The 21,223-nt window shown below is 62.0% G+C and carries 21 protein-coding genes and 1 tRNA gene; 12 read left to right on the top strand and 10 right to left on the bottom strand.

Annotated features, from left to right (window positions below; genetic code table 11):
• Positions 1–13: 13 nt before the first annotated feature.
• Positions 14–787 carry an ABC transporter ATP-binding protein gene (locus tag NR164_RS08300; RefSeq protein ID WP_017849951.1) on the bottom strand — a complete coding sequence of 258 codons (774 nt, stop codon included), beginning with the start codon at positions 785–787 and terminating at the stop codon, positions 14–16.
• A gap of 555 nt (positions 788–1,342) precedes the next feature.
• Here NR164_RS08300 and gabP point away from each other — a divergent pair.
• Positions 1,343–2,734, top strand: coding sequence for a GABA permease (gene gabP, locus NR164_RS08295; protein ID WP_017849950.1), 1,392 nt, complete (start codon positions 1,343–1,345; stop codon positions 2,732–2,734).
• 140 nt (positions 2,735–2,874) lie between these two features.
• Here the strand turns inward: gabP and NR164_RS08290 are convergent, their stop codons facing one another.
• Positions 2,875–3,288 (bottom strand): hypothetical protein, encoded by a 414-nt coding sequence (locus NR164_RS08290; RefSeq protein ID WP_046385011.1) that lies wholly within the window; start codon positions 3,286–3,288, stop codon positions 2,875–2,877.
• Positions 3,289–3,357: 69 nt separating this feature from the next.
• Positions 3,358–4,305, bottom strand: a complete 948-nt coding sequence (locus NR164_RS08285; RefSeq protein WP_256822601.1) for an alpha/beta fold hydrolase — start codon at positions 4,303–4,305, stop codon at positions 3,358–3,360.
• Positions 4,306–4,518: 213 nt separating this feature from the next.
• On the opposite strand from NR164_RS08285, the gene NR164_RS08280 reads away from it, so the two are divergent.
• From NR164_RS08280 to NR164_RS08265, 4 genes are all read left to right on the top strand, one after another.
• Positions 4,519–4,710 (top strand): antitoxin, encoded by a 192-nt coding sequence (locus NR164_RS08280; RefSeq protein WP_081610227.1) that lies wholly within the window; start codon positions 4,519–4,521, stop codon positions 4,708–4,710.
• Entirely contained in the window at positions 4,697–5,008 is a 312-nt protein-coding gene (locus tag NR164_RS08275) for a type II toxin-antitoxin system RelE/ParE family toxin (protein ID WP_032805156.1), read from the top strand. Before NR164_RS08280 ends, NR164_RS08275 begins: the two co-directional genes overlap by 14 nt.
• Positions 5,009–5,049: 41 nt before the next feature.
• Positions 5,050–6,024 carry an arsenic resistance protein gene (locus NR164_RS08270; RefSeq protein WP_046385009.1) on the top strand — a complete coding sequence of 325 codons (975 nt, stop codon included), beginning with the start codon at positions 5,050–5,052 and terminating at the stop codon, positions 6,022–6,024.
• Between the two features lie 78 nt (positions 6,025–6,102).
• Positions 6,103–7,710 carry a glycosyltransferase family 39 protein gene (locus tag NR164_RS08265; RefSeq protein ID WP_256822600.1) on the top strand — a complete coding sequence of 536 codons (1,608 nt, stop codon included), beginning with the start codon at positions 6,103–6,105 and terminating at the stop codon, positions 7,708–7,710.
• A 143-nt stretch (positions 7,711–7,853) separates the two neighbouring features.
• Here the strand turns inward: NR164_RS08265 and NR164_RS08260 are convergent.
• From NR164_RS08260 to NR164_RS08245, 4 genes are all read right to left on the bottom strand, one after another.
• Positions 7,854–7,929: transfer RNA gene (locus tag NR164_RS08260), tRNA-Phe, on the bottom strand.
• Between the two features lie 103 nt (positions 7,930–8,032).
• Positions 8,033–8,305: an oxidative damage protection protein gene (locus tag NR164_RS08255; protein WP_017849944.1), complete on the bottom strand. Its 273-nt coding sequence runs from the start codon at positions 8,303–8,305 to the stop codon at positions 8,033–8,035.
• Entirely contained in the window at positions 8,302–9,369 is a 1,068-nt protein-coding gene (gene mutY / locus NR164_RS08250) for an A/G-specific adenine glycosylase (protein ID WP_079442659.1), read from the bottom strand. The genes NR164_RS08255 and mutY overlap by 4 nt, the downstream gene beginning before the upstream one ends.
• The gene (locus NR164_RS08245) at positions 9,366–11,585 is read right to left on the bottom strand and encodes an AsmA family protein (RefSeq protein WP_232591134.1); all 2,220 of its coding nucleotides are present in this window, start codon (positions 11,583–11,585) and stop codon (positions 9,366–9,368) included. Before NR164_RS08245 ends, mutY begins: the two co-directional genes overlap by 4 nt.
• A 323-nt stretch (positions 11,586–11,908) precedes the next feature.
• Between NR164_RS08245 and NR164_RS08240 the strand changes: the two genes are divergently transcribed.
• The 7 genes from NR164_RS08240 to NR164_RS08210 all read left to right on the top strand — a co-directional run bounded on the left by NR164_RS08240 (position 11,909) and on the right by NR164_RS08210 (position 17,608).
• Complete coding sequence (locus tag NR164_RS08240; RefSeq protein ID WP_046490889.1) at positions 11,909–13,570, top strand: OFA family MFS transporter; 1,662 nt, start codon at positions 11,909–11,911, stop codon at positions 13,568–13,570.
• 169 nt (positions 13,571–13,739) lie between these two features.
• Entirely contained in the window at positions 13,740–14,333 is a 594-nt protein-coding gene (hisB, locus tag NR164_RS08235; RefSeq protein WP_017849940.1) for an imidazoleglycerol-phosphate dehydratase HisB, read from the top strand.
• Positions 14,333–14,971 carry an imidazole glycerol phosphate synthase subunit HisH gene (hisH, locus tag NR164_RS08230; protein WP_017849939.1) on the top strand — a complete coding sequence of 213 codons (639 nt, stop codon included), beginning with the start codon at positions 14,333–14,335 and terminating at the stop codon, positions 14,969–14,971. The genes hisB and hisH overlap by 1 nt, the downstream gene beginning before the upstream one ends.
• Positions 14,972–15,229 (top strand): DUF2164 domain-containing protein, encoded by a 258-nt coding sequence (locus NR164_RS08225; RefSeq protein ID WP_128192072.1) that lies wholly within the window; start codon positions 14,972–14,974, stop codon positions 15,227–15,229. It abuts the gene before it with no gap.
• A 39-nt stretch (positions 15,230–15,268) separates the two neighbouring features.
• Entirely contained in the window at positions 15,269–16,006 is a 738-nt protein-coding gene (gene hisA / locus NR164_RS08220; protein ID WP_017849937.1) for a 1-(5-phosphoribosyl)-5-[(5-phosphoribosylamino)methylideneamino]imidazole-4-carboxamide isomerase, read from the top strand.
• Between the two features lie 9 nt (positions 16,007–16,015).
• Positions 16,016–16,786 carry an imidazole glycerol phosphate synthase subunit HisF gene (gene hisF, locus NR164_RS08215; RefSeq protein WP_010563131.1) on the top strand — a complete coding sequence of 257 codons (771 nt, stop codon included), beginning with the start codon at positions 16,016–16,018 and terminating at the stop codon, positions 16,784–16,786.
• A 66-nt stretch (positions 16,787–16,852) separates the two neighbouring features.
• Positions 16,853–17,608, top strand: a complete 756-nt coding sequence (locus NR164_RS08210; protein WP_046385004.1) for an ABC transporter substrate-binding protein — start codon at positions 16,853–16,855, stop codon at positions 17,606–17,608.
• On the opposite strand, the gene NR164_RS08205 is transcribed toward NR164_RS08210, so the two are convergent.
• Genes NR164_RS08205 through NR164_RS08195 form a run of 3 tightly spaced genes read right to left on the bottom strand, consistent with a single transcriptional unit; the run spans position 17,599 to position 21,022 of the window.
• Positions 17,599–18,378, bottom strand: a complete 780-nt coding sequence (locus NR164_RS08205; protein WP_017849935.1) for a divergent polysaccharide deacetylase family protein — start codon at positions 18,376–18,378, stop codon at positions 17,599–17,601. The genes NR164_RS08210 and NR164_RS08205 overlap by 10 nt on opposite strands.
• Position 18,379: 1 nt before the next feature.
• On the bottom strand, positions 18,380–19,696 hold the full coding sequence (locus tag NR164_RS08200) for a S41 family peptidase (RefSeq protein ID WP_046385002.1): 1,317 nt from the start codon (positions 19,694–19,696) through the stop codon (positions 18,380–18,382).
• A 30-nt stretch (positions 19,697–19,726) separates the two neighbouring features.
• Positions 19,727–21,022, bottom strand: coding sequence for a murein hydrolase activator EnvC (locus tag NR164_RS08195; protein ID WP_046385001.1), 1,296 nt, complete (start codon positions 21,020–21,022; stop codon positions 19,727–19,729).
• Positions 21,023–21,223 lie beyond the last annotated feature (201 nt).

The raw sequence follows: 21,223 nt of genomic DNA, 5'->3' as shown, positions 1-21,223 counted from the left end.
GCATGTTGCTCCGTTAGCGGTTGCTGGACATGAATTGTTTGCAGCGCGCCGAAAGCGGGTTTTCAAACACCTGCTGTGGCGATCCTTGCTCTTCGACCAGGCCTTGGTGCAAGAACACCACTTCACTGGACACCTGGCGGGCAAAGCCCATTTCATGGGTGACCAGCAGCATGGTGCGGCCTTCTTCGGCCAGCGCGCGGATCACATTAAGTACTTCCTGGACCATTTCCGGGTCAAGGGCCGAGGTGGGTTCGTCGAACAGGATGACTTTCGGCTGCATCGCCAGGGTACGCGCGATGGCCGCCCGCTGCTGCTGGCCGCCGGACAATTGCGCGGGGTAGGCGTGGCGCTTGTCGCCGATGCCGACCTTGGCCAGCAGGGCTTCGGCCACTTCGATGGCTTCGGCCTTGCTCTGGCCGAGCACACGGCGTGGGGCCTCGATGATGTTGTCGAGGATGCTCATGTGCGGCCACAGGTTAAAGTTTTGAAACACAAACCCGATTTCGCTGCGCAGGCGGTTGATCTGCTTGCCGTCGGCGGCTATCAGCTCGCCGTTCTTCGCGGCCTTGAGCTTGAGCTCTTCGCCAGCCACCAGGATCTGGCCCTGGTGCGGGTTTTCCAGCAGGTTGATGCAGCGCAGGAATGTGGACTTGCCGGAACCGGAGGAACCCAGGATCGAGATCACATCGCCGTCGCGAGCGGTCAGCGAGATACCTTTGAGTACCTCCAGCTCACCATAGCGTTTATGCAAGTTGCGGATTTCAAGCGCGGGCGCGGCCAGAGCCATGTGCGGTCCTCATTGTGTTCGTTGCGTTCCTGCTGTTGGGTCGCCTTCCTGGCGAGGCGCCAACCTAGCATAGCGTCCGGATGGCAGCCAACAGCGCGGCGGATGCTTAACAGGTGGTCTGCGGCAAGGTGTCGCATCGACACAGCGGCGTGTCGCGCCATCAACAACCGAACAGCCGTTTGAACCTGGAAAACCCGCAGGCTTCGCGTGAAAAAGGGCGCGATGGTGCCAGCTTTGGGCGGGTGTTGGAAGGGTTAACCGGGCAAACGGTGACCATCGGCCCTTTTATGGGGCGTCACGTACTTTTTGTGTGTATTTGTGGTGCGCGCGTTCGGGTAAAAGTGAGTCGCTCGGTAACGCTGTAGCGGAATGCCAGCATTCTCAATGACTTGCGAGGGCTGCTGGATCGTCCTACAGCCCGCGTCAATCGGGGTTTTGTAACATTTTGGCGCAAATATTGCGTAAAAAATAAAGAACGCCCTGTTTGTTTCTTTTCACGTAAAAGGCACGCGCCGGGCGGACCGTTTTCGCAATTCCTCGTTTAAAGGTGTGTCAATGAGTAGTACGCATAGCTCCAATGACCTCGAACAGGGGCTCAAACCGCGTCACGTCACCATGTTGTCGATTGCCGGCGTCATCGGTGCCGGTTTGTTTGTCGGCTCCGGCCACGCGATCGCCGCCGCCGGCCCTGCGGTACTGCTGGCGTATGCCGCCGCCGGTGCGCTGGTGGTCTTGGTGATGCGGATGTTGGCCGAAATGGCCGTGGCGTCGCCGGACACCGGTTCGTTCTCGACCTACGCCGATCGGGCGATCGGTCACTGGGCCGGTTTCACCATCGGCTGGCTGTACTGGTGGTTCTGGGTGCTGGTGATTCCATTGGAAGCCAACGCCGCCGCGACCATCCTCCATGCCTGGTTCCCCGGCGTGGCCATCTGGGCGTTTACCCTGATCATCACCTTGCTGCTGACGGCGACCAATCTGTTCAGCGTGAAACACTACGGTGAGTTCGAGTTCTGGTTCGCGCTGATCAAAGTCGTCGCGATCGTGGGCTTTGTGATCCTCGGCCTGCTGGCGATCTTCGGCTTCCTGCCGACTAGCCAGGTCAGCGGTGTCTCGCACCTGTTCGACACCCAGGGCTTCATGCCGAACGGCATGGGCGCTGTGCTGGCGGCCATCCTGACCACCATGTTCTCGTTCATGGGCACCGAGATTGTCACCATCGCGGCCGCCGAGTCGAAGGACCCGGGCCAGCAGATCACCAAGGCCACCAACTCGGTGATCTGGCGGATTGGTTTGTTCTACCTGCTGTCGATCTTCATCGTGGTGTCCCTGGTGCCTTGGAACGATCCGACCCTGGCTGCCGTAGGTTCCTACCAGACAGTGCTGGAAAGCATGGGCATCCCGAATGCCAAGCTGATCGTTGACCTGGTGGTCTTGGTTGCCGTGACCAGTTGCCTCAACTCGGCGCTGTACACCGCCTCGCGCATGCTGTTTTCCCTGGGCCGTCGTGGTGATGCCCCCGCCGTGTCCAAGCGCACCAACAAAAGCGGCACGCCTTACTGGGCGGTGATGCTGTCCACCGGCGCAGCGTTCCTGGCGGTCTTCGCCAACTACGTGGCACCGGCGGCGGTGTTCGAATTCCTGCTCGCCAGTTCCGGCGCCATTGCGTTGCTGGTGTACCTGGTGATTGCGGTGTCGCAACTGCGCATGCGTCAGAAGCGTACTGCGGCGGGCGAGACGCTCGCGTTCAAAATGTGGTTGTTCCCAGGCCTGACCTACGCGGTGATGGTGTTCATCGTCGGTACGCTGGGGATCATGCTGTTCCAGGAAGCCCATCGGGTCGAGATCATCGCGACCGGGGTCTTGAGCTTGCTGGTGGTGGCGGCGGGGCTGCTCGTTTCGAGCCGTCGCAAGGCCCAGAGCGTAGGCGCTGCAGTACTGAATTGATGTGATGGAGTGCGGTGCTTGATTGCGCCGCAGTTCAAATGTGGGAGGGGGCTTGCCCCCGATAGCGGTGTATCAGTCAATTAGATGTCGACTGGCACACCGCAATCGGGGGCAAGCCCCCTCCCACATTGCGTTTTGCGTCAGTCTTGGGAAATCACCAGCGCCTGGGATGCGGCGACGTAATCCGCCTGGAACTGCGGCGACTCGACCCACGCCAGGGCTGCCGCTTCATCCTCGGTGTCGGTAGCCCACTGCCGATATTCGATCAGTGCCGCCAGGATAAAGTCGGTGGCCTCTTCTTCGCCTTCCTGCTCCAGCACCAATGCCAACAGCGGGTGCGCCAGGAATGCCGCGCACAGTGCTTGCTGGCTGATTTCGCCGGCAGTACGCATCTCGACAAACAATTCAGTCAAATCCACCGACTCAAGATCGATGCGGCTGTCATCGCCGGCAAATGCATCCGGCTTGCTCGCGACGGCGCGTTGGGTACGGTTTTGCTTGGCCTTGGCCTTTGCCCGGTGGGCACGTTTCTGCTGCTTGTTCGGCGAGGCCATGGGCTCACGTCCTTGGTTCAGGATCTGGGTGGGTATTGAAGCGCAGGTTGAGGGAAATCCCAAGAGGTTCTAGACGCGCGCCGTCATGCGACGGCCCGGTGTGCCGGGCGTTAGCGCGCCGTGCTTCAGCCATGCCAGCGCAATCGGCCACAGCCGATCCTCATACTCGCTGCGAAAGAACGCGAAATGTCCGACCTGTGTTTCTCCGATATCGTCAGGGGCGATGCGCAGGTGAGTGCGTTCGCTGCTGGCGAAGTAGCTCAGCAAGCGCTCGATGGCCGGCACGGTGCCGAAGGGATCGTCGGTGATGCTGATCGCCAGCACTTGCGCCGTTACCCGGGCAAACGGCAATTCACTCAAGGCGCGCCCGCTGGGCCGTGTTTCATAGCTCGGCGTCGGCGTGCTCCAGTCCCGTACCACGCCGGCCGGCGTATCCTCCAGCCAGCCCAGGCGCTTGCCCGGGAAGTAGCCGAACAGCGTCGTCACCAGTGGCATCACCACATGCCACTTGCCAACCATGCGCCAGCGCCCGCTCGCTGCGTAATCGCGCCAGTAGGCGAATTGCGCGCCCACCGTCACCAGGCGCCGGATCACTGCGCCGGACGCCCCGAGCCCCGCTGCGCAGCCGCCAAAGCTGTGACCGACCACGTCGATCGGCTGCCCCGGGAACTCGCGCTGCGCCCGCTGCAATATCGCCTCGAAATCCAGGCGGCCCCAATCCGACCATGAGGCCTTGAAGCCTCGCAGCGAGCCACGGCGGGACTCGCCGATGCCGCGATAGTCGTAGGTGATGACATCGAAGCCGTTGGCGAACAGGTAGTCGGCGAAGCGTGAATAGTGGCGACAGCGCACGGAAGTGGCGGCGTTGATGATGACGACCGGGCGTGTAGGGTCGCTTCGGATGTGGCGCCAGGTGAAGCCGCCAAGCGGGTAGCCGTCTGCGGCGGGTGCTCTGAAGGAAGTGTTTTGGCTGGGTTGAGTTGCAGGCGTTAGCGAAGAGGCATCATTCAAATTCATCGTTTTGGGCCTGTGCCGATTTTTTATTTTTGGTAACGGTTGGCCAGTTTGCCAGCACTTGTACTTCGTTCCGCTGACTCACTAATCTCTGGCGCTCACAACGCCTACAACGCCCGCGCACAGTGGCTTGTTCCGAAAAAACCACACATCTGAGAGAAACGACAGCCAACCATGGACAGATTAGACTGGCAGGCATCCATTACGGAGGTCTCTATGAGCATTCCACGTTCTCCCATCGTTTCGGAGTTTGAAACAGAAGAGCAAGCTGCCAGCTACGACCGTTGGTTTCGTGCCAAGGTGCAGGCTTCAATTGACGATCCTCGTCCTAGTATTCCGCACGATCAGGCGATGGCTGAAGTCGAGAAGGTGCTGGAAGAGAGGCGCAAGGCTCGTGCTTCTCGTTAAATGGCGACCTGAGGCTATTGTCGCCCTGATCGAGATCATTGATTACATCGAGCAGTACAACCCGGTTGCCGCCGTCTCGCTGCACCAAACTATTGTGGTTGCCGCCGAGGGGTTGTCCCTGATGCCATACGGATTCAAGCACGGTCGCTTGTCTGGTACTCGGGAAATGGTTGTTCATCCAAACTACCTGGTGGTCTATCGGGTGACGGAGCACGTTGAGATAGTGATGGTGTTACACACTCGCCAGGAATATCCCAGGGATGTGATCGGGCCACACCACTCGACCTCACGCCAGTAGATGCTTAGGCTTGCGCCTTTGCAATCAGCGAGAGCGTCCTGATGACCCGCGACACCCTCGAACACCACCAGATTCCCCTCTACTTCGCCACCGTCCTCCTGGCCGCCGCTTTCGGTCTGCTCGCGCCGTCATTGGCGCATGGCCTCGGCGTGCTGGTCACGCCGGCCATCGCGGTGCTGATGTATGCGATGTTCCTGCAAATCCCGTTTCTGCAGCTGCGCCAAGGCGTGGGGAACCAGCGGTTCCTGGCGGCGTTGCTGCTGGCCAATTTCGTTCTCGTGCCCGTGCTGGTGTGGCTACTGACGCGTGGCCTGGTGGAGCGTCCGGCGTTGCTGGTGGGGGCGTTGCTGGTGTTGCTGACGCCGTGTATCGACTACGTGGTGGTGTTTACCCACATCGGCAAGGGCGATTCGCGCTTGATGCTGGCCGCGACGCCGCTGCTGTTGTTGCTGCAGTTGGTGTTGTTGCCGGTGTACCTGGGGTTGATGTTGGGCGCGCAGTCCGCGGTGGTGGTGGAGGTGCGGCCGTTTGTCGAGGCGTTCCTGTTATTGATCGTGGTGCCGATGGTGCTGGCGGTGATCACCACCTCGCTGGCGCGGCGATCCTCGGTCGTCAACGCCTGGAACGATGCCTGGGCCTGGTTGCCGGTGCCGGCGATGGCAGCGGTGCTGTTTGTGGTGATCGGTTCGCAAATCACCGCGGTGGTGCGCGATATCGGCCTGCTGCTGCCGGTGATTCCGGTCTACGTTGGCTTTGTGCTGTTGGCGCCATTGATGGGGATGTTCGCCGCGCGCCTGTTCGCGCTGCCGGCGGTGACGGCGCGCGCGGTGACGTTCAGCGCGGCGACGCGCAACTCGCTGGTGGTGTTGCCCCTGGCGCTGGCGTTGCCCGAAGGCGTGCGCGGGTTGGCGGCGACGGCGGTGATCCTGCAAACCCTGGTCGAGTTGATTGGCGAGCTGATCTACGTTCGCCTGATCCCGACGCTGGTGTGGCGCGCAGATCGGCCGGGCACATGAATGTTCAGGGTTGTTCAGGCGCTATTTGGGATGTGTTGGGCACCATAAGCCGCCGCTCACTACCTGGCAGGACAACCGATGGATCAGCGCAACTCTTTTCGCCTGGAGTCTCTGGGCATTTTTCTGATTGCTTTGTTGTTATTTACGTTGGGGATCTGGGACCAGCAGCCTCAGGGGTTTGACGGGCGCTGGGCGTTGTTCATGCAGGAAATGTTTCGCCATGGGGCGAGTCTTTTTCCCACTACCTACGGCCAGCCCTACGCGGATTATCCCGGTACGGCGACGTTCTTCAGTTTTGTATTCGCCCGGCTGTTCGGTGCGCCCAACCACCTGGCGAATGTCCTGCCCACCGCGCTGGCCTCTGCCGGAGTGGTGGCGCTGATCTATCGCTTGCTGGCGCCTTCCAGTCGCGCCTGGGCGCTGTTGACGGTGCTGCTGACCTTGCTCACCACCCAGTTGCTCGAAAAGTCGCGCTCGGTGTGCCTGGATCAGATGGTGGCGCTGTTGTGCGTAGGCAGCTTCTACCTGCTGCACAGTGGCGAACGCCTTGGCTCGCGGCTGCGGCAGTTGGCGGTGTTCCCGCTGTTTATCCTGGGCTTTGCGATTCGCGGGCCGTTGGGCTTGATCGAAGTCTGTGGGGTGGCCTGCGTGTATTGGGCGTTGGGTCGTCCGGGGGAGCGGGTCAGGCAAGTGCTGATCCACGGCGTTATCGGGTTGCTGCTGTTGGCGTGTTGCTGGTGGCTGCTGATGCAGTTGGCGCGGATCAGTGGGGGCCAGGCCTTTGCCGATGAAGTGTTCAAGATGCAGGTTGGCGGGCGCCTCGATGAAATCGGCGAGCCGTTCTATTTCTACTTCCAGCTGAGTCTGTACCGTTACTTCCCGGTGGTCCCCATGGCGTTGGCGAGCATGGTTGCGCTGCGTCATCGCTGGCCGGAACGCTGGGGCAATGACGACGTGCAACTGGTCGTGCGGCTCGGCGCCTGCGGCTTGATGATTCTGCTCGGGCTGTCGGTGCCGCACTTCAAGCGCGCTTATTACATCCTGCCCATGGTGCCGATGTTTGCCGCTGTCGCCGCCTATGGGCTGCTCCACGCACAGAACTGGTTCGTCGGGGGGCGTCGCTGTTACACATGGCTCGTCGCGGCGCTGCCGGCGTTGTGCGTGGTTGTAGTCTTCGTGTGTCGGCATGGGTGGCAGAAGCACGGTTACTGGCCGGACGTTTCGTTGCCGTTGCTGATCGGCGTGCTGGTGATCCTGCAGGGGGCGGTATTGATCGCCTGGCGTCGCGCCGGGCGTTTGGTGTGGCTCAGCGCGATCGCACTGGCGGCGCAGTGGTTGTTGCTGGTGACCGTGGTAGAGCCGGCCAAGGACCTGCAGTTCGACACCCGGCAATTTGTCAGTCAGGTGGAAGCGCTTCGCGCACAAGAGCCTGGACCGTTGGTGTTTGTCGGCCTTGCGCGGGACACTTGGGCCGTGCGCTACATGATGAACCTGGATCACGACGAGCAACCGCTGTTCATCGGGCGTAACCAGCTCGATCAGTTGGACTCGCTGCCACGGCCGTCTTGGGTGATCGTGGCGCGCAAGGAAACCGAGCAGTTGAAGGGCACACCGGTGGAACACCTGGCGCCGATGTTCAATGGGCGACTGAACGACAATCCGTTGTTGGTGTTCTTGCTCAAGTAGGCGGCGCGAGGCGGGTATTGCGTACTGGGGTGACGGTGAGCCACCCCGGTTCGGGATGGGTAAATCGAAGGCAACAAAAAACCCGCACTAGGCGGGTTTTTTGGGTGTTTCAGATGATCGTTGCACCACCTGAAACTTAATAGTGGTGCCCAGAGACGGAATCGAACCGCCGACACGGGGATTTTCAATCCCCTGCTCTACCGACTGAGCTATCTGGGCAACGGGGCGCATTAAACGGGTTTTTCAGGGGGTCGTCAAGCAAGTTTTCAAAAAATATTTAATTATTACCGTCGCTTACGTGCCGACCCCGGTTTTTGATCAATTATTGAGCAGGCGGCACGTAGCCTTCGGCCTTGGCGTAATCCTCGCCGGAAAAGAACTTGTCCATCTCGCCTTGCAGGTATTTGCGGTCTTCGGCGTTCATCATGTTCAGGCGTTTTTCGTTGATCAGCAGGGTCTGGTGTTTCTGCCAGTCGGCCCAGGCCTTGGCGGAGACGTGATCGAAAATGTCCTGGCCCTTGGCACCCGGGAACGGGGCGCGCTCCAGGGCGGGCAGTTCTTCGTGGTACTTGCGGCAGATGATGGTGCGGGTCATGACGAAACTCCTGCGTTCAATGCGTCGGCCGCGCGCTTCAGCAGTTTTTTCACCGGGGCGGCAAGGCCCAGGCGCGGCGGGGTGGCGAGGTTATACCAGAGCCAGTCGGCCTCGGCCACGTGATGGGCGGATTCCTCGACCTGGACCAGCCAGGGTTCGATGGCCAGCTGGAAGTGGCTGAAGGTGTGGATCAGCCCCGGCAGTTCCTGTTGTTTGCCCAGCTCCAGCGCGTGCTGGTGGGCGAGGTGTTCGAGGTCTTGCAGGTCGTCCAGCTCCGGCAGGCTCCACAAACCGCCCCACAGGCCCGTGGACGGGCGACGGTAAAGCAGGATCGCGCCGTCGCCATTGGCCAGCATGGGCATCAGCGTGCGCTTCTGGGGGATGCTCTTGCGCGGCTTGGGGATCGGGTAGCGCGTCTCCAGGCCGAGCATGTGGGCTTCGCAGCCTTTTTCCAGCGGGCATAACAGGCAACTGGGCTTGCTGCGGGTACACAGGGTGGCGCCCATGTCCATCATCGCCTGGGTGTAGGCGTTGACGCGATCATGGGGCGTGAAGCGCTCTGCGGTGGCCCAGAGCTGTTTGGCCACTTTGGGTTCGCCGGGGTAGCCCTCCTGCGCGGTAAAGCGTGCCAGCACGCGTTTGACGTTGCCATCGAGGATCGGCGCGCGCAGGCCCATGCTCAGGCTGGCGATCGCGCCGGCGGTGGACAGGCCGATGCCGGGCAGTTCGGTGAGCTTTTCCACGTCGCGGGGGAACTCGCCGCCGTACTCGGCCACGACAATCTTCGCGGTCTTCTGCAGGTTGCGCGCCCGGGTGTAATAGCCGAGGCCGGTCCACAGGTGCAGCACCTCGTCTTCCGGCGCGGCGGCCAGGGCTTCGACCGTTGGCAGGGAGGCCATGAAACGGTCGAAGTAATTGAGCACGGTGCTGACCTGGGTCTGTTGCAGCATGATCTCCGAAACCCACACCCGGTAGGGCGTGATGCCCTGTTGCCAGGGCAGGTCATGGCGACCGTGGCGGTCGTACCAGTTCAGTACCGCCTCGGAAAACTGCTCGTTTCTCATCGTTTGAACAGGCCTTTCAACGCGTCTTTCAACTGCGGGTTAACTTTGTCGAGCTTCTCTTCCAGCTTCTCGTTGAGGCGGTTGCCAGCGGCCTTGATGGCGACCTGGCCGAGGCCGTCCTTGTCCAGGCGGCACGCCTTGGCGCCCAGCTCCAGCGGGCCACGGCAGCGCAGCGGCACTTCGATGCCCTGGAAGTTGGCGCCTACCTCGCAGGCGGGGTCCGGCACTTCGCGTTGATCGCCCTCGACGATGATGCCGACGCGATAATCCATGCCCAGCACGCGCAGGTCGATGTCGCCGTTGCCGTTGACCGTAAGGCCGGGGATACGCACCTTCAGGTCGGGGTTGTTGGCCACGCCGTTGCGCAACGTCAGGTTGCCCCTGAGTTCCTGGAACGGTGTGTCCTTGGCCCGTGGCTCGCTGCTCAAGGTCTTGCGGTTGAGCAGGGCGATGCCGGTACACAGTTGCTGTTCAAGGTTGGCGTTGAGCAGCACGCCGTTGTTGATCACGAAGCTGGCGTTGCCGTTGAGGCTGTCGATCAGTGCCTTTTGGCTGTTGCCGCGGCCGCTGAGGTTGCTGTCGAGGGTGATCTGGCCCTTGACCGGCGGCGTCTGCCCCTGGGCTTGCAGGATGCGCTCGACCGGCACTTGCTTGATCTGGCTTTGCAGGGCCAGCACTGGAATGTCCTGGCGCACATCGAGGCTGCCATTGGCCTGGAAGCTGCCGTTGTAGAGGCCGCCGCTCAGGCTGTCGAGCTTGAGCTGGCCATCGAGGCCGCTGGCCTTGAGCATGGCGTTCTGGATCGGCAGCTTGCTCAGGGTCAGTTGGCCGAAGGCCAGGTCGGCCTCCACGTCCAGCGTGCGCAGGCGGGTCAGCGGCAGCAGCTTGTCGGTGCTCCAGGCGCCTTTGGTCGGGGCGTCCGGCAGCGGTGTGGTGCCACCGGCGGCCATGGCGCCGGCTTCGCTGTTCTGCACTTCGGCCTGGCGTGCGGCGGTTGCCCCCTTGGCGGATTCGGACTTGGCCGGCAGGTAATTGTCGGCGTTGAAGGTGTCGCCCTTGAGTTGCACGCGCAGCGATTGCTTGGCGAAATCGTCTACGGCAACGCGGCCGGTGAAGGTGCTGCCGTCGAGTTTCAGGTTGAGGTCTTCCAGGGCCAGGCGGGTCGGCGTGCCTTGGAGGCGGCTGACCAGCTCGACTTTGCTCAGGCTGCCCTCGGCCATCGGTGGCAGCGGGTTGCCGATGCTGTCGAGGAACTTGGCCAGGTCGAACTGGGCGATCGACAGGGCGCCGCTGAGCTGCGGGGTCTTGTCCAGGTCGTTGACCTTCAGTTCGCCGAGGGCGCGCAACTGGTTGGCCGAGAGTTTCAGGTTGGTCCACTCGGCAATGTTGGCCGCCAGGTCCACCAGCAGTTGGCCCTGGGTGGAGAAGGTCACGGTTTTGCCTTGCAGCGGTTCGCCGGTGGCTTCGCCGCTGAACCGCATGTCTTCGAACTGATAACGCTTGAGCGCCCGCTGAATGCGCAGGTTGCCGTTGAGTTCGGTCTTGACGCGCATGACCGGCTGGTTGCTGCCGAGGAACGCGGTGAGCTTCAGCGGAATGCTCGCCCCTTCGTGGATGGCACCCGCACTCAGCTGGATGCTTTCGGCGCTGAACTGCTTGCCGGTCTGTTCATCGTTGTATTCGATGCGGGCGTTGTTGATGGTCAGGCTGTCGATGTCCAGGCGGATGGGCTGCGGCGGTTTCTCTGCCTTCACCTCGGTCACCGGTGCCGTCGCTTGCACGGGGGTTGGCGTAGCGGTGGGCGCCTCGGGGGCGTTCTTGCCGATGTCTTCCCAGTTGCCGTGGCCTTGCTTGTCGCGGTTGAGGCGCAGGTTCAGGCCTTCGACGCGCACATCGCTCATCTGCACTTCGCGGCGCAGCAGCGGTAGCACGCGTACCGACAGGCCGAGCATCTGCAGATCGGCGAACGGCTGGGTCGGGTTGGTCAGGGTCGCGACGCTGGCTTCGTGCAGTTCCAGGCCCAGCCAGGGGAACAGGCTCCAGCCGATGTCGCCATTGAGCGTCAGCTCGATGTGGGCCTTGTCGCGGGCAATCTGGCGAATCTCGTCTTTGTAGTCGTTGGGATCGAAGAGATGGGTCAGGGCAAAGCCGAGAGCCACAATGATCAGCAACAGCCCGAGAAGTACCAGACCCAGGATTTTGCCGAACGCTTTCATGGGCGAGTCCTTGTATGTCGATTTCAAAATTTAGCCGCAGAGTATAGCGCCCGATGGCCTGCGTCAGTTCACGGATCGTTACATTGTATCTAGCGCAGGGGGCGGTATTTTGGCGTCAAAAAACACAAAAAATCCGCGAAAGGTAGTGGCATTTTGGTTTTTCTGTCATCCACTGATGCTAATCTCTGCGCGTTCGTCCGCCTTCTGCGACGTAACGTCGCGCTTTAAATGGAGCTTTATTCAACAAAACGGTCACGCCCTGCGTGCAAGGCCGAAGGAGAGAGCGCCTGACGAACACATACTAATAACTGGGGGAAACACTAATGAGCACTAGCACTGCGGCGGGTATTGCTGCCGCGCAGCCTGCGTTCCTGTCCAAGGAGCGCATCATCGCCAAGCCCGGGTTCAACCGCTGGCTGGTTCCACCGGCCGCTCTGGCCATCCACCTGTGTATCGGCATGGCCTACGGCTTCTCGGTGTTCTGGTTGCCGCTGTCCAAGGCGCTGGGGATCAGCGCGCCGGTCGCCTGTGCGCCGGATATGAGCTTTATCGCTCAGGTCTTCTCGTCTCAGTGCGACTGGCCGATCTCCATGCTGGGCTGGATCTACACCCTGTTCTTCATCTTCCTGGGCTGCTCGGCAGCGATATGGGGCGGCTGGCTGGAACATGCCGGGCCACGCAAGGCGGGCGTCGTCTCGGCGCTGTGCTGGTGTGGCGGCCTGCTGATTTCGGCGCTGGGGATTTATACCCACCAGATCTGGCTGATGTGGATCGGCTCCGGGGTCATTGGCGGTATCGGCCTGGGCCTGGGTTATATCTCGCCCGTGTCGACCCTGATCAAGTGGTTCCCGGACAAGCGCGGCATGGCCACCGGCATGGCGATCATGGGTTTCGGCGGCGGCGCGATGGTGGGGGCTCCCCTGGCGGCGGCGCTGATGGGGCACTTCGCTTCGCCGACCAGCGTCGGCGTGTGGCAGAGCTTTCTGGTGATGGCGGCGATTTACTTCGTGTTCATGATCGGTGGCGCGCTGTCCTACCGTGTTCCGCCGACCGGCTGGAAGCCTGAGGGCTGGACCGCGCCGGTGAAAAAAGCCAGCAATGCGATGATCACCCATCGTCACGTTCACGTGAACGTCGCCTGGAAAACCCCGCAATTCCGTCTGGTATGGCTGGTGCTGTGCCTGAACGTATCGGCCGGTATCGGCATCCTCGGCATGGCTTCGCCGCTGCTGCAGGAAGTGTTTGGCGGCAAATTGCTGGGTGTGGATGTGCCGTTTGGCCAACTGAATGCCGGGCAACTGGCCTCGATCGCGGCGATCGCGGCGGGCTTTACCGGGCTGTTGAGCCTGTTCAACATTGGTGGCCGGTTCTTCTGGGCGTCGTTCTCCGATTACCTGGGCCGTAAAAACACCTACTTTGTGTTCTTCGCCCTGGGCTTTGCCCTGTATGCGCTGATCCCGAACCTCGGGCACCTGGGCAACGTGGCGCTGTTCGTGGCGGCGTTCTGCATCATCCTGTCGATGTACGGCGGCGGTTTTGCGACGGTTCCGGCTTACCTGGCCGACCTGTTCGGCACCCAGATGGTCGGCGCGATCCATGGCCGCCTGCTGACCGCCTGGGCTGCGGCGGGCGTGCTGGGCCCGGTGTTGGTGAACTACCTGCGTGAATATCAGTTGAGCATCGGCGTCGAACGCGCCGCCGCCTACGACATCACCTTGTACATCCTCGCCGGCCTGCTGGTGCTGGGTTTCATCTGCAACCTGCTGGTGCGCCCGGTGGCCGACAAGTACTTCATGAGCGACGCCGAACTGGCCGCCGAACAGGCGCTGGGCCATGACAAGGGTGCCGATTCGAGCACCGTGCTGGAGTGGAAAGCCTCCGCCGGCAGCAAGCCGCTGGCTGTCGCGGCCTGGTTGGTGGTGGGTATTCCGTTGGCGTGGGGTGTGTGGGTGACCCTGCAAAAGACGGCGGTACTGTTCCACTAAGTTGACTGCAGGCGGGCGCACCATCCTGGAGCGCCCGCTTGTATGCACATGTCTAGCGTCGACCTTCCTCGCTTCAACTCGTCAGTCTTATCCCCTTCGATGTTTCTGTTTAGCGCCCGCGCCCCTATAATGGCTGCCTTTTTCGCCCAATGATTTTGCGGAGCTGGTGATGGCCGAACGTAAGGCGTCCGTCGAGCGCGACACTCTGGAAACCCAGATCAAAGCCTCGATCAACCTGGATGGCACCGGAAAGGCCCGATTTGATATCGGTGTACCTTTTCTTGAGCACATGCTGGACCAGATCGCCCGTCATGGGCTGATCGACCTGGATATCGTCAGCAAGGGCGACCTGCATATCGACGACCACCACACGGTGGAGGATGTCGGTATCACCCTCGGCCAGGCTTTCGCCAAGGCCATCGGCGACAAAAAAGGCATCCGTCGCTACGGCCACGCCTATGTCCCGCTGGATGAGGCGCTGTCGCGTGTGGTCATCGACTTCTCCGGCCGCCCCGGCCTGCAGATGCACGTGCCCTACACCCGCGCCACCGTGGGCGGCTTCGACGTCGACCTGTTCCAGGAATTCTTCCAGGGTTTCGTCAACCACGCCCTCGTCAGCCTGCACATCGACAATCTGCGCGGCACCAACACCCACCACCAGATCGAAACCGTGTTCAAGGCCTTCGGTCGCGCGCTGCGCATGGCGGTGGAGCTGGATGAGCGCATGGCCGGGCAAATGCCATCGACCAAGGGCGTCCTGTAATGCAGACGGTCGCGGTTATCGATTACGGCATGGGCAACCTGCACTCGGTGGCCAAGGCCCTCGAGCACGTAGGGGCCGGCAAGGTGCTGATCACCAGCGATGCCACGGTGATTCGCGAGGCTGACCGCGTGGTGTTCCCAGGCGTTGGCGCGATTCGCGATTGCATGGCCGAAATCCGTCGCCTGGGCTTTGACAGCCTGGTGCGCGAGGTCAGCCAGGACCGGCCGTTCCTCGGCATTTGCGTGGGCATGCAAGCCTTGCTCGAGCGCAGTGAAGAGAATGACGGCGTCGACTGCATCGGCCTGTTTCCAGGCGAAGTGAAGTTCTTCGGCAAGGACCTGCATGAAGACGGCGAGCACCTGAAAGTCCCGCACATGGGCTGGAACGAAGTGCGACGCACCGTGGATCACCCGCTGTGGCATGAGATCCCGGACATGGCGCGCTTTTACTTCGTCCACAGCTACTACATCGCCGCCGGTAACCCGCGCCAGGTGGTGGGTGGCGGGCACTACGGCGTCGACTTCGCCGCTGCGCTGGCCGAAGGTTCGCGTTTTGCGGTGCAGTTCCACCCGGAGAAGAGCCATACCCATGGCCTGCAATTGCTGCAGAACTTCGCTGCGTGGGACGGTCGCTGGTAGATGGCCAAGAAACCGAAGCTGCCGATCCTGAACCTCACGCCCGAACAGGAACGTGAGGCTACCAACAAGATCAAGCGCTTCATGGAGGACCGTTTCGAGCTCAAGCTGGGCTCGTTCGAGGTTGCCGAGATCCTTGAGTTGTTCACCATTGAAGTTGCGCCGCACTATTACAACAGGGCGATTTTCGATGCGCAGACGCTCCTTAGGGAACGGTTCGAAAGCATCGAAAGCGACCTGTGGTCGCTTGAGAAACCCTGATTTCCCAAGCATTGCTGAATATCGAATAAGGTTTGCCAGATGCTGATTATCCCCGCTATCGATCTCAAGGACGGCGCTTGCGTGCGTCTGCGCCAGGGCCGCATGGAAGATTCCACGGTGTTTTCCGACGACCCGGTGAGCATGGCTGCCAAATGGGTGGACGGTGGTTGCCGTCGCCTGCATCTGGTGGACCTGAACGGCGCCTTCGAAGGCCAGCCGGTCAATGGCGAAGTGGTGACTGCGATCGCTAAGCGCTACCCGAACCTGCCGATCCAGATCGGCGGCGGTATCCGCTCCCTGGAAACCATCGAACACTACGTCAAGGCCGGCGTAAGCTACGTGATCATCGGCACCAAGGCCGTGAAAGACCCGGCCTTCGTCGCCGAAGCCTGCCGCGCGTTCCCGGGCAAGGTGATTGTCGGCCTGGACGCCAAGGACGGTTTCGTCGCCACCGACGGCTGGGCTGAAATCAGCACGGTGCAGGTGATCGACCTGGCCAAGCAGTTCGAAGCCGACGGCGTGTCCGCCATCGTTTACACCGACATCGCCAAAGACGGCATGATGCAGGGCTGCAACGTACCGTTCACCGCTGCGCTGGCGGCGGCGACCAGGATCCCGGTGATCGCGTCCGGTGGCATCCACAACCTGGGTGACATCAAGTCGCTGCTGGATGCCCGGGCCCCTGGAATCATCGGCGCGATCACCGGCCGCGCAATCTACGAAGGCACCCTGGACGTCGCCGAAGCCCAGGCTTACTGCGATGCCTACAACGGCTGAGGACTGACCATGGCGCTGGCCAAACGCATCATCCCTTGCCTGGACGTCGACAACGGTCGCGTGGTCAAGGGCGTCAAGTTCGAGAACATCCGTGACGCCGGCGACCCGGTGGAAATCGCCCGTCGCTACGATGAGCAAGGTGCCGACGAGATTACCTTTCTCGACATCACCGCCAGCGTCGACGGCCGCGACACCACGCTGCATACCGTCGAGCGCATGGCCAGCCAGGTGTTCATCCCGCTGACCGTGGGCGGTGGCGTTCGCACCGTGCAAGACATCCGCAACCTGCTCAATGCCGGCGCGGACAAGGTCTCGATCAACACCGCCGCAGTGTTCAACCCGGAGTTCGTCGGCGAAGCCGCACAGCACTTCGGCTCGCAGTGCATCGTGGTCGCCATCGACGCCAAGAAAGTCTCCGGCCCCGGCGAACCGCCGCGCTGGGAGATTTTCACCCACGGCGGGCGCAAGCCGACCGGCCTGGACGCGGTGGAGTGGGCGATGAAGATGGAAGGCCTGGGCGCCGGTGAAATCCTGCTGACCAGCATGGACCAGGATGGCATGAAAAACGGCTTCGACCTCGGCGTGACCCGTGCCATCAGCGATGCGCTGGGCATTCCGGTGATCGCGTCCGGCGGCGTCGGCAACCTGCAGCACCTGGCCGACGGCGTGATCGAAGGCCACGCCAGCGCCGTGCTGGCGGCGAGTATTTTCCACTTCGGCGAATACACCGTCCCCGAGGCCAAGGCGTACATGGCCGCGCGCGGTATCGTGGTGCGCTAAACGCTGCTGGACACCATGGCAAGTGCGCGGCACTCTCTGCGCTTGCCATGGATTCCGGTAACTTTCATGCTCAAAGACCTGTTGCTCGCGCTCGCCAGTACCTCCGTGCTCATGATCGGAGTGGCCCAAGCCGAAGAATCGTCTGACGCCTCCCTGGTGTTGCTGACGGAAAACTTCCCGCCCTACAACATGGCGAAAAACGGCAAGAACTTCGCCAAGGACGAGAATGTCGAAGGCATCGCCGTGGACATCATGCGCGAAACCTTCAAGCGTGCTGGCATTTCCTACAGCCTCACTCTGCGTTTTCCTTGGGAGCGGATCTACAAACTCGCCCTGGAAAACCCCGGCTACGGCGTGTTCGTGATGGCCCGCCTGCCGGAGCGCGAAGCGCTGTTCAAATGGGTCGGCCCTATCGGCCCGGATGACTGGGTGATGCTGGCCAAGGCCGACAGCAAAATCCAGCTCGACGAGCTGGCGCAGGCGCGGCGCTACAAGATTGGCGCGTACAAGGGCGACGCGATTGCCGAGACCCTGGAGAAGCAGGGCCTCAAGCCAGTGCTGGTGCTGCGTGACCAGGACAACGCGCAAAAGCTGCTGGATGACCAGATCGACCTGTGGGCCACCGGCGACCCGGCCGGCCGCTACCTGGCGCGCCAGGTCGGTGTGACCGGGCTCAAGACCATCCTTCGCTTCAACAGTGCCCAGTTGTACCTGGCGCTGAACAAGGACGTGCCGGACGAAACGGTGGCCAAGCTGCAGGCAGCGTTGGATCAGTTGCGCGAGGAAGGCCTGCTCGACCAGATGATGGCGCGCTATTTGTAGCGATAGGTGCCGTTCTTGCCGTGCCCTGCCATCGCCTGATTGCTGCGCACGCTGATCATCAGTTTGATATCAATCCAGTCCACGCCCTGGGCCTTGAGCTTGGGCAGCTCGCGTTCGAGCACCGCCAGGGTTTGTGGATACGGATGGCCGATCATCACCGCTGAGCCCTGTTTATGGGCCAGTTTGATGGCGCTCTGCAATTGCGTGGTGATCGCGGCTTCGGTGCGTTCGTCGTCGAGGAACACATCCCGCGAGACGCTGGCCAGGCCGATCTTCTGCGCTTCGGCGGCGCCGACGGTCTGCGCGCTGGTGCGGCTGTCGACAAAGAACTTGTGGCGCCGTTGCAACTCGCCCATCAGCCAGGCCATGGCTTCGGGCTGGGCAGTCATGCGGCTGCCCATGTGGTTGTTGATGCCGGCGGTGTAGGGCACGGCCTTGAACGCAGCGTCCAGGCGCTTGCCGAGCTCTTCGATAGGCAACTCGGGGTGCCAGGCGAACGGGCCGGTGGCCGGGTCCATGGGCATGTGCAGGATCACGATCTTGCCGGCCTTGTGCGCTTCGCGGGCGAATTCGGCGGCGTGGGGCGTGTCGGGCATGATCGCCGTGGTCACCGGGCCGGGCAGGGCCAGCACACGGCGATCCCGGGGCAGGTTTTGCCCCAGGTCGTCGATGATCAGGGTCAGGTAGGCTTTGTGCGGTTCGCTGGCCGGGGTCGCGTGGGCGACCCCGGCCAGGCTGCACAGTGCAGCGATGATCAGGGCAACGCGCATATCAACGGCTGCGCGTGATGCTCAAGCCCTTGAGCAGGCTCAACGCCTGGGCCAGTTGGTAGTCATCGTCCTGCGGCATCGGCTTGGCCTTGGCACTGCTGCCGGTCGGCTGGTCGGCGCCGCCGTTGCCATTGCCGAGGTGGCCTTGCAGGTCGGCTTCCTTGTAGTACTCGCTGTCGACCTCGTTGGTGATCTTGGCCTTGCGCACTTCGATGTCCGGCACGATGCCCTGGGCCTGGATCGAGCGGCCGTTCGGCGTGTAGTACAGCGCGGTGGTGATTTTCAGGGCGCGCTCGTTGTTCAGCGGCAACACGGTTTGCACCGAGCCTTTGCCGAAACTGGTGGTGCCCATCAGCACACCGCGCTTCTGGTCTTGCAGGGCGCCGGCGACGATCTCCGAGGCCGAGGCGCTGCCGCCGTTGATCAGCACGGCCAGCGGCACGTTTTCGCTGAGGTCGTTGCCGGTGGCCGAGAAGCGCAGTTCGGAGTTGGCGATACGGCCCTTGGTGTAGACGATCAGGCCTTTGGTGATGAAGTGGTCGACCACTTCCACCGCCGACTGCAGCACGCCACCGGGGTTGTTGCGCAGGTCGAGCACGATGCCGTTGAGCTTCTTGCCGTTGTCTTTGCGCAGCTTGGCCAGGGCCTTGGCCACTTCGTCGCCGGTCTTGACCTGGAACTGGGTGATGCGGATGTAGCCGTAGCCCGACTCCAGCAACTGGCTCTTCACGCTCTTGACCGTGATGGTCGCGCGGGCCAGGGTTACGTCGAACGGCGCACCGCCGTCGCGCACCAGGGTCAGGGTGATTTTCTGGCCGATCTTGCCGCGCATCTTGTCGACGGCTTCGGTCATGGTCTGGCCACGGGTCGGCTGGCCGTTGATCTTGACGATCAGGTCACCGGCCTGGATGCCGGCCTTGGACGCCGGGGTGTCGTCGATCGGCGAGACCACTTTGATCTGGCCGTCTTCGGCGCCGACTTCAATGCCCAGGCCACCGAACTCACCGCTGGTGCTTTCCTGCAGCTCGGCGAAATCTTCCGGGCCGAGGTAGGCGGAGTGCGGGTCGAGGTTGCTGAGCATGCCCTTGATGGCATTTTCCAGCAGGGTCTTGTCGTCCACGGGTTCGACATAGGCTGCCTTGATCCGGTCCATGACCTCGGCAAAGGTGCGCAACTCGTCCAGCGGCAACGGCGCCTTGGTGGTCGCGGCCATGCCGGCGGGTGCAGCCGGTGCGGCCTGGTCGGCGAAAGCCAGAGGCGCGCCGATCACCAGGGCGATCGTCAGGGCCAGCGAAGTGAGGCGGGACAAATGCAGCATGTCGAACGAACTCCTAATGTAGATGCGACCCTATCCTTGGGTGCGGCACCATTGTGCAGGATCGCTCGGGCGGCCCTGCTGACGAATAGCGAAGTACAGCGCCGGGGTGTCCTGGCCGCCACTGTTACCGACAGTGGAGATGGATTCCCCGGCTTTTACCACATCACCTGCCGACTTGAGTAAAGTCTGATTGTGGCCATAAAGACTCAAATAGCCATTACCGTGGTCGAGAATCACCAATAAACCGGCGCCCCGCAGCCAATCGGCAAACACCACGCGACCGCCGTGGACGGCGTGGACCTGGCTGCCGGCGGCCGCGCTGATCATCACCCCGTCCCACTTGGCGCGGGTGTCATCGCCGCGGGTTTCCCCAAAGCGTGCCAGCAGTCGACCATCAACCGGCCACGGAAGTTTGCCGCGCGCGGAAGCAAAAGGCCCGCCGAAGGATTCGCCCGCGCTGGAAACCAGCGGCCCGGGCGCTGCGTGCGCCGGTTTGCGCGGTGCCGGGGCGTCGCTCGTGGCTGCCAGTTCGGCCTCACGCTGGCGCTTTTTTTCCGCTTCCTGCTGGGCGATCAGCGCTTTCTGTCGCGCTTCTTCGGCCTCGCGTGCCTGGCGAGCCAGGGTTTCTTCGATGGTTTTCAACACTTTGCCGAGGTCGGCCTGGTCCTGCTCGCGGGCTTGCAGCTTGGCGTCGCGGGCCTTTACGTCGTCATTGAGCTTGGCCAGGGCCAACTGGCGTTCCTTGCGCACCTTGTCGAGCTGGTCGCGCTGGCTGTCGAGGCTGCTTTTCTGGTCGAGCAGTTGCGATTGCTGGTCGGCGATTTCCTGTTCGACGTTGGCCAGTTGGCGCAGGGTCTCGTTGAAGCCCTTCAATTGGGCAAGGCGTGCCTTGCTCAGGTAATCGTAGTAGGTCAGGGTGCGTGCGAATTTTTCCGGGTTCTGCTGGTTGAGCAGCAGCTTGAGGTACTCCTGGCGGCCACTCTGGTAGGCGGCGCGGGCCTGGATCGCGATCAGGCGTTGCTGTTCAACGCGGGCGCTCTGGAGTTTTTTTTTCTCAGCGTCGAGTCGCTCCAGTTCCGACTCGCTCTTCTTTAATTCTTTTTGTAGCTCCTGGACCTGCTTCTCCAGCTTGCCCATCTCGGTTTCCGTGCCGCGCAGGTCTTTCTGCACCCCGGATTTCTCTTCCTGGAGCTTGCCGAGCAGTTTTTTCAGCTCGGTGATGTCCTGACGCGTAGCGTCCAACTGTTGTTGGGTTTGCGCGCGCTCATCGGCAAATGCCGGTTGGAGCAGGCAGACGAGAGCGAGGGTAATCAAGGCGCGAAGCATAGAGACGGGCGACACCAGGGAAAGGGACGGCCTAGTATGCCCGGCAAGCGCTGCAAAAAAAACGCCCAATTCGGGCTTCTGGGCAAGATAGGTGCCGAGCGGCAGTGGTATGGCGAAAAGACATCTACCCAACACCGCGAGTCCAGTGTGGGAGGGGGCTTGCCCCCGATTGCGGTGTGTCAGCTGAATAGGTGTTGGCTG

The sequence above is a fragment of the Pseudomonas sp. Pse79 genome (genome assembly GCF_024519615.1).
GTDB lineage: Bacteria > Pseudomonadota > Gammaproteobacteria > Pseudomonadales > Pseudomonadaceae > Aquipseudomonas > Aquipseudomonas veronii.
The sequence above is the reverse complement of the archived record's forward strand: the minus strand, read 5'-3'. Positions and strand labels throughout refer to the sequence as shown.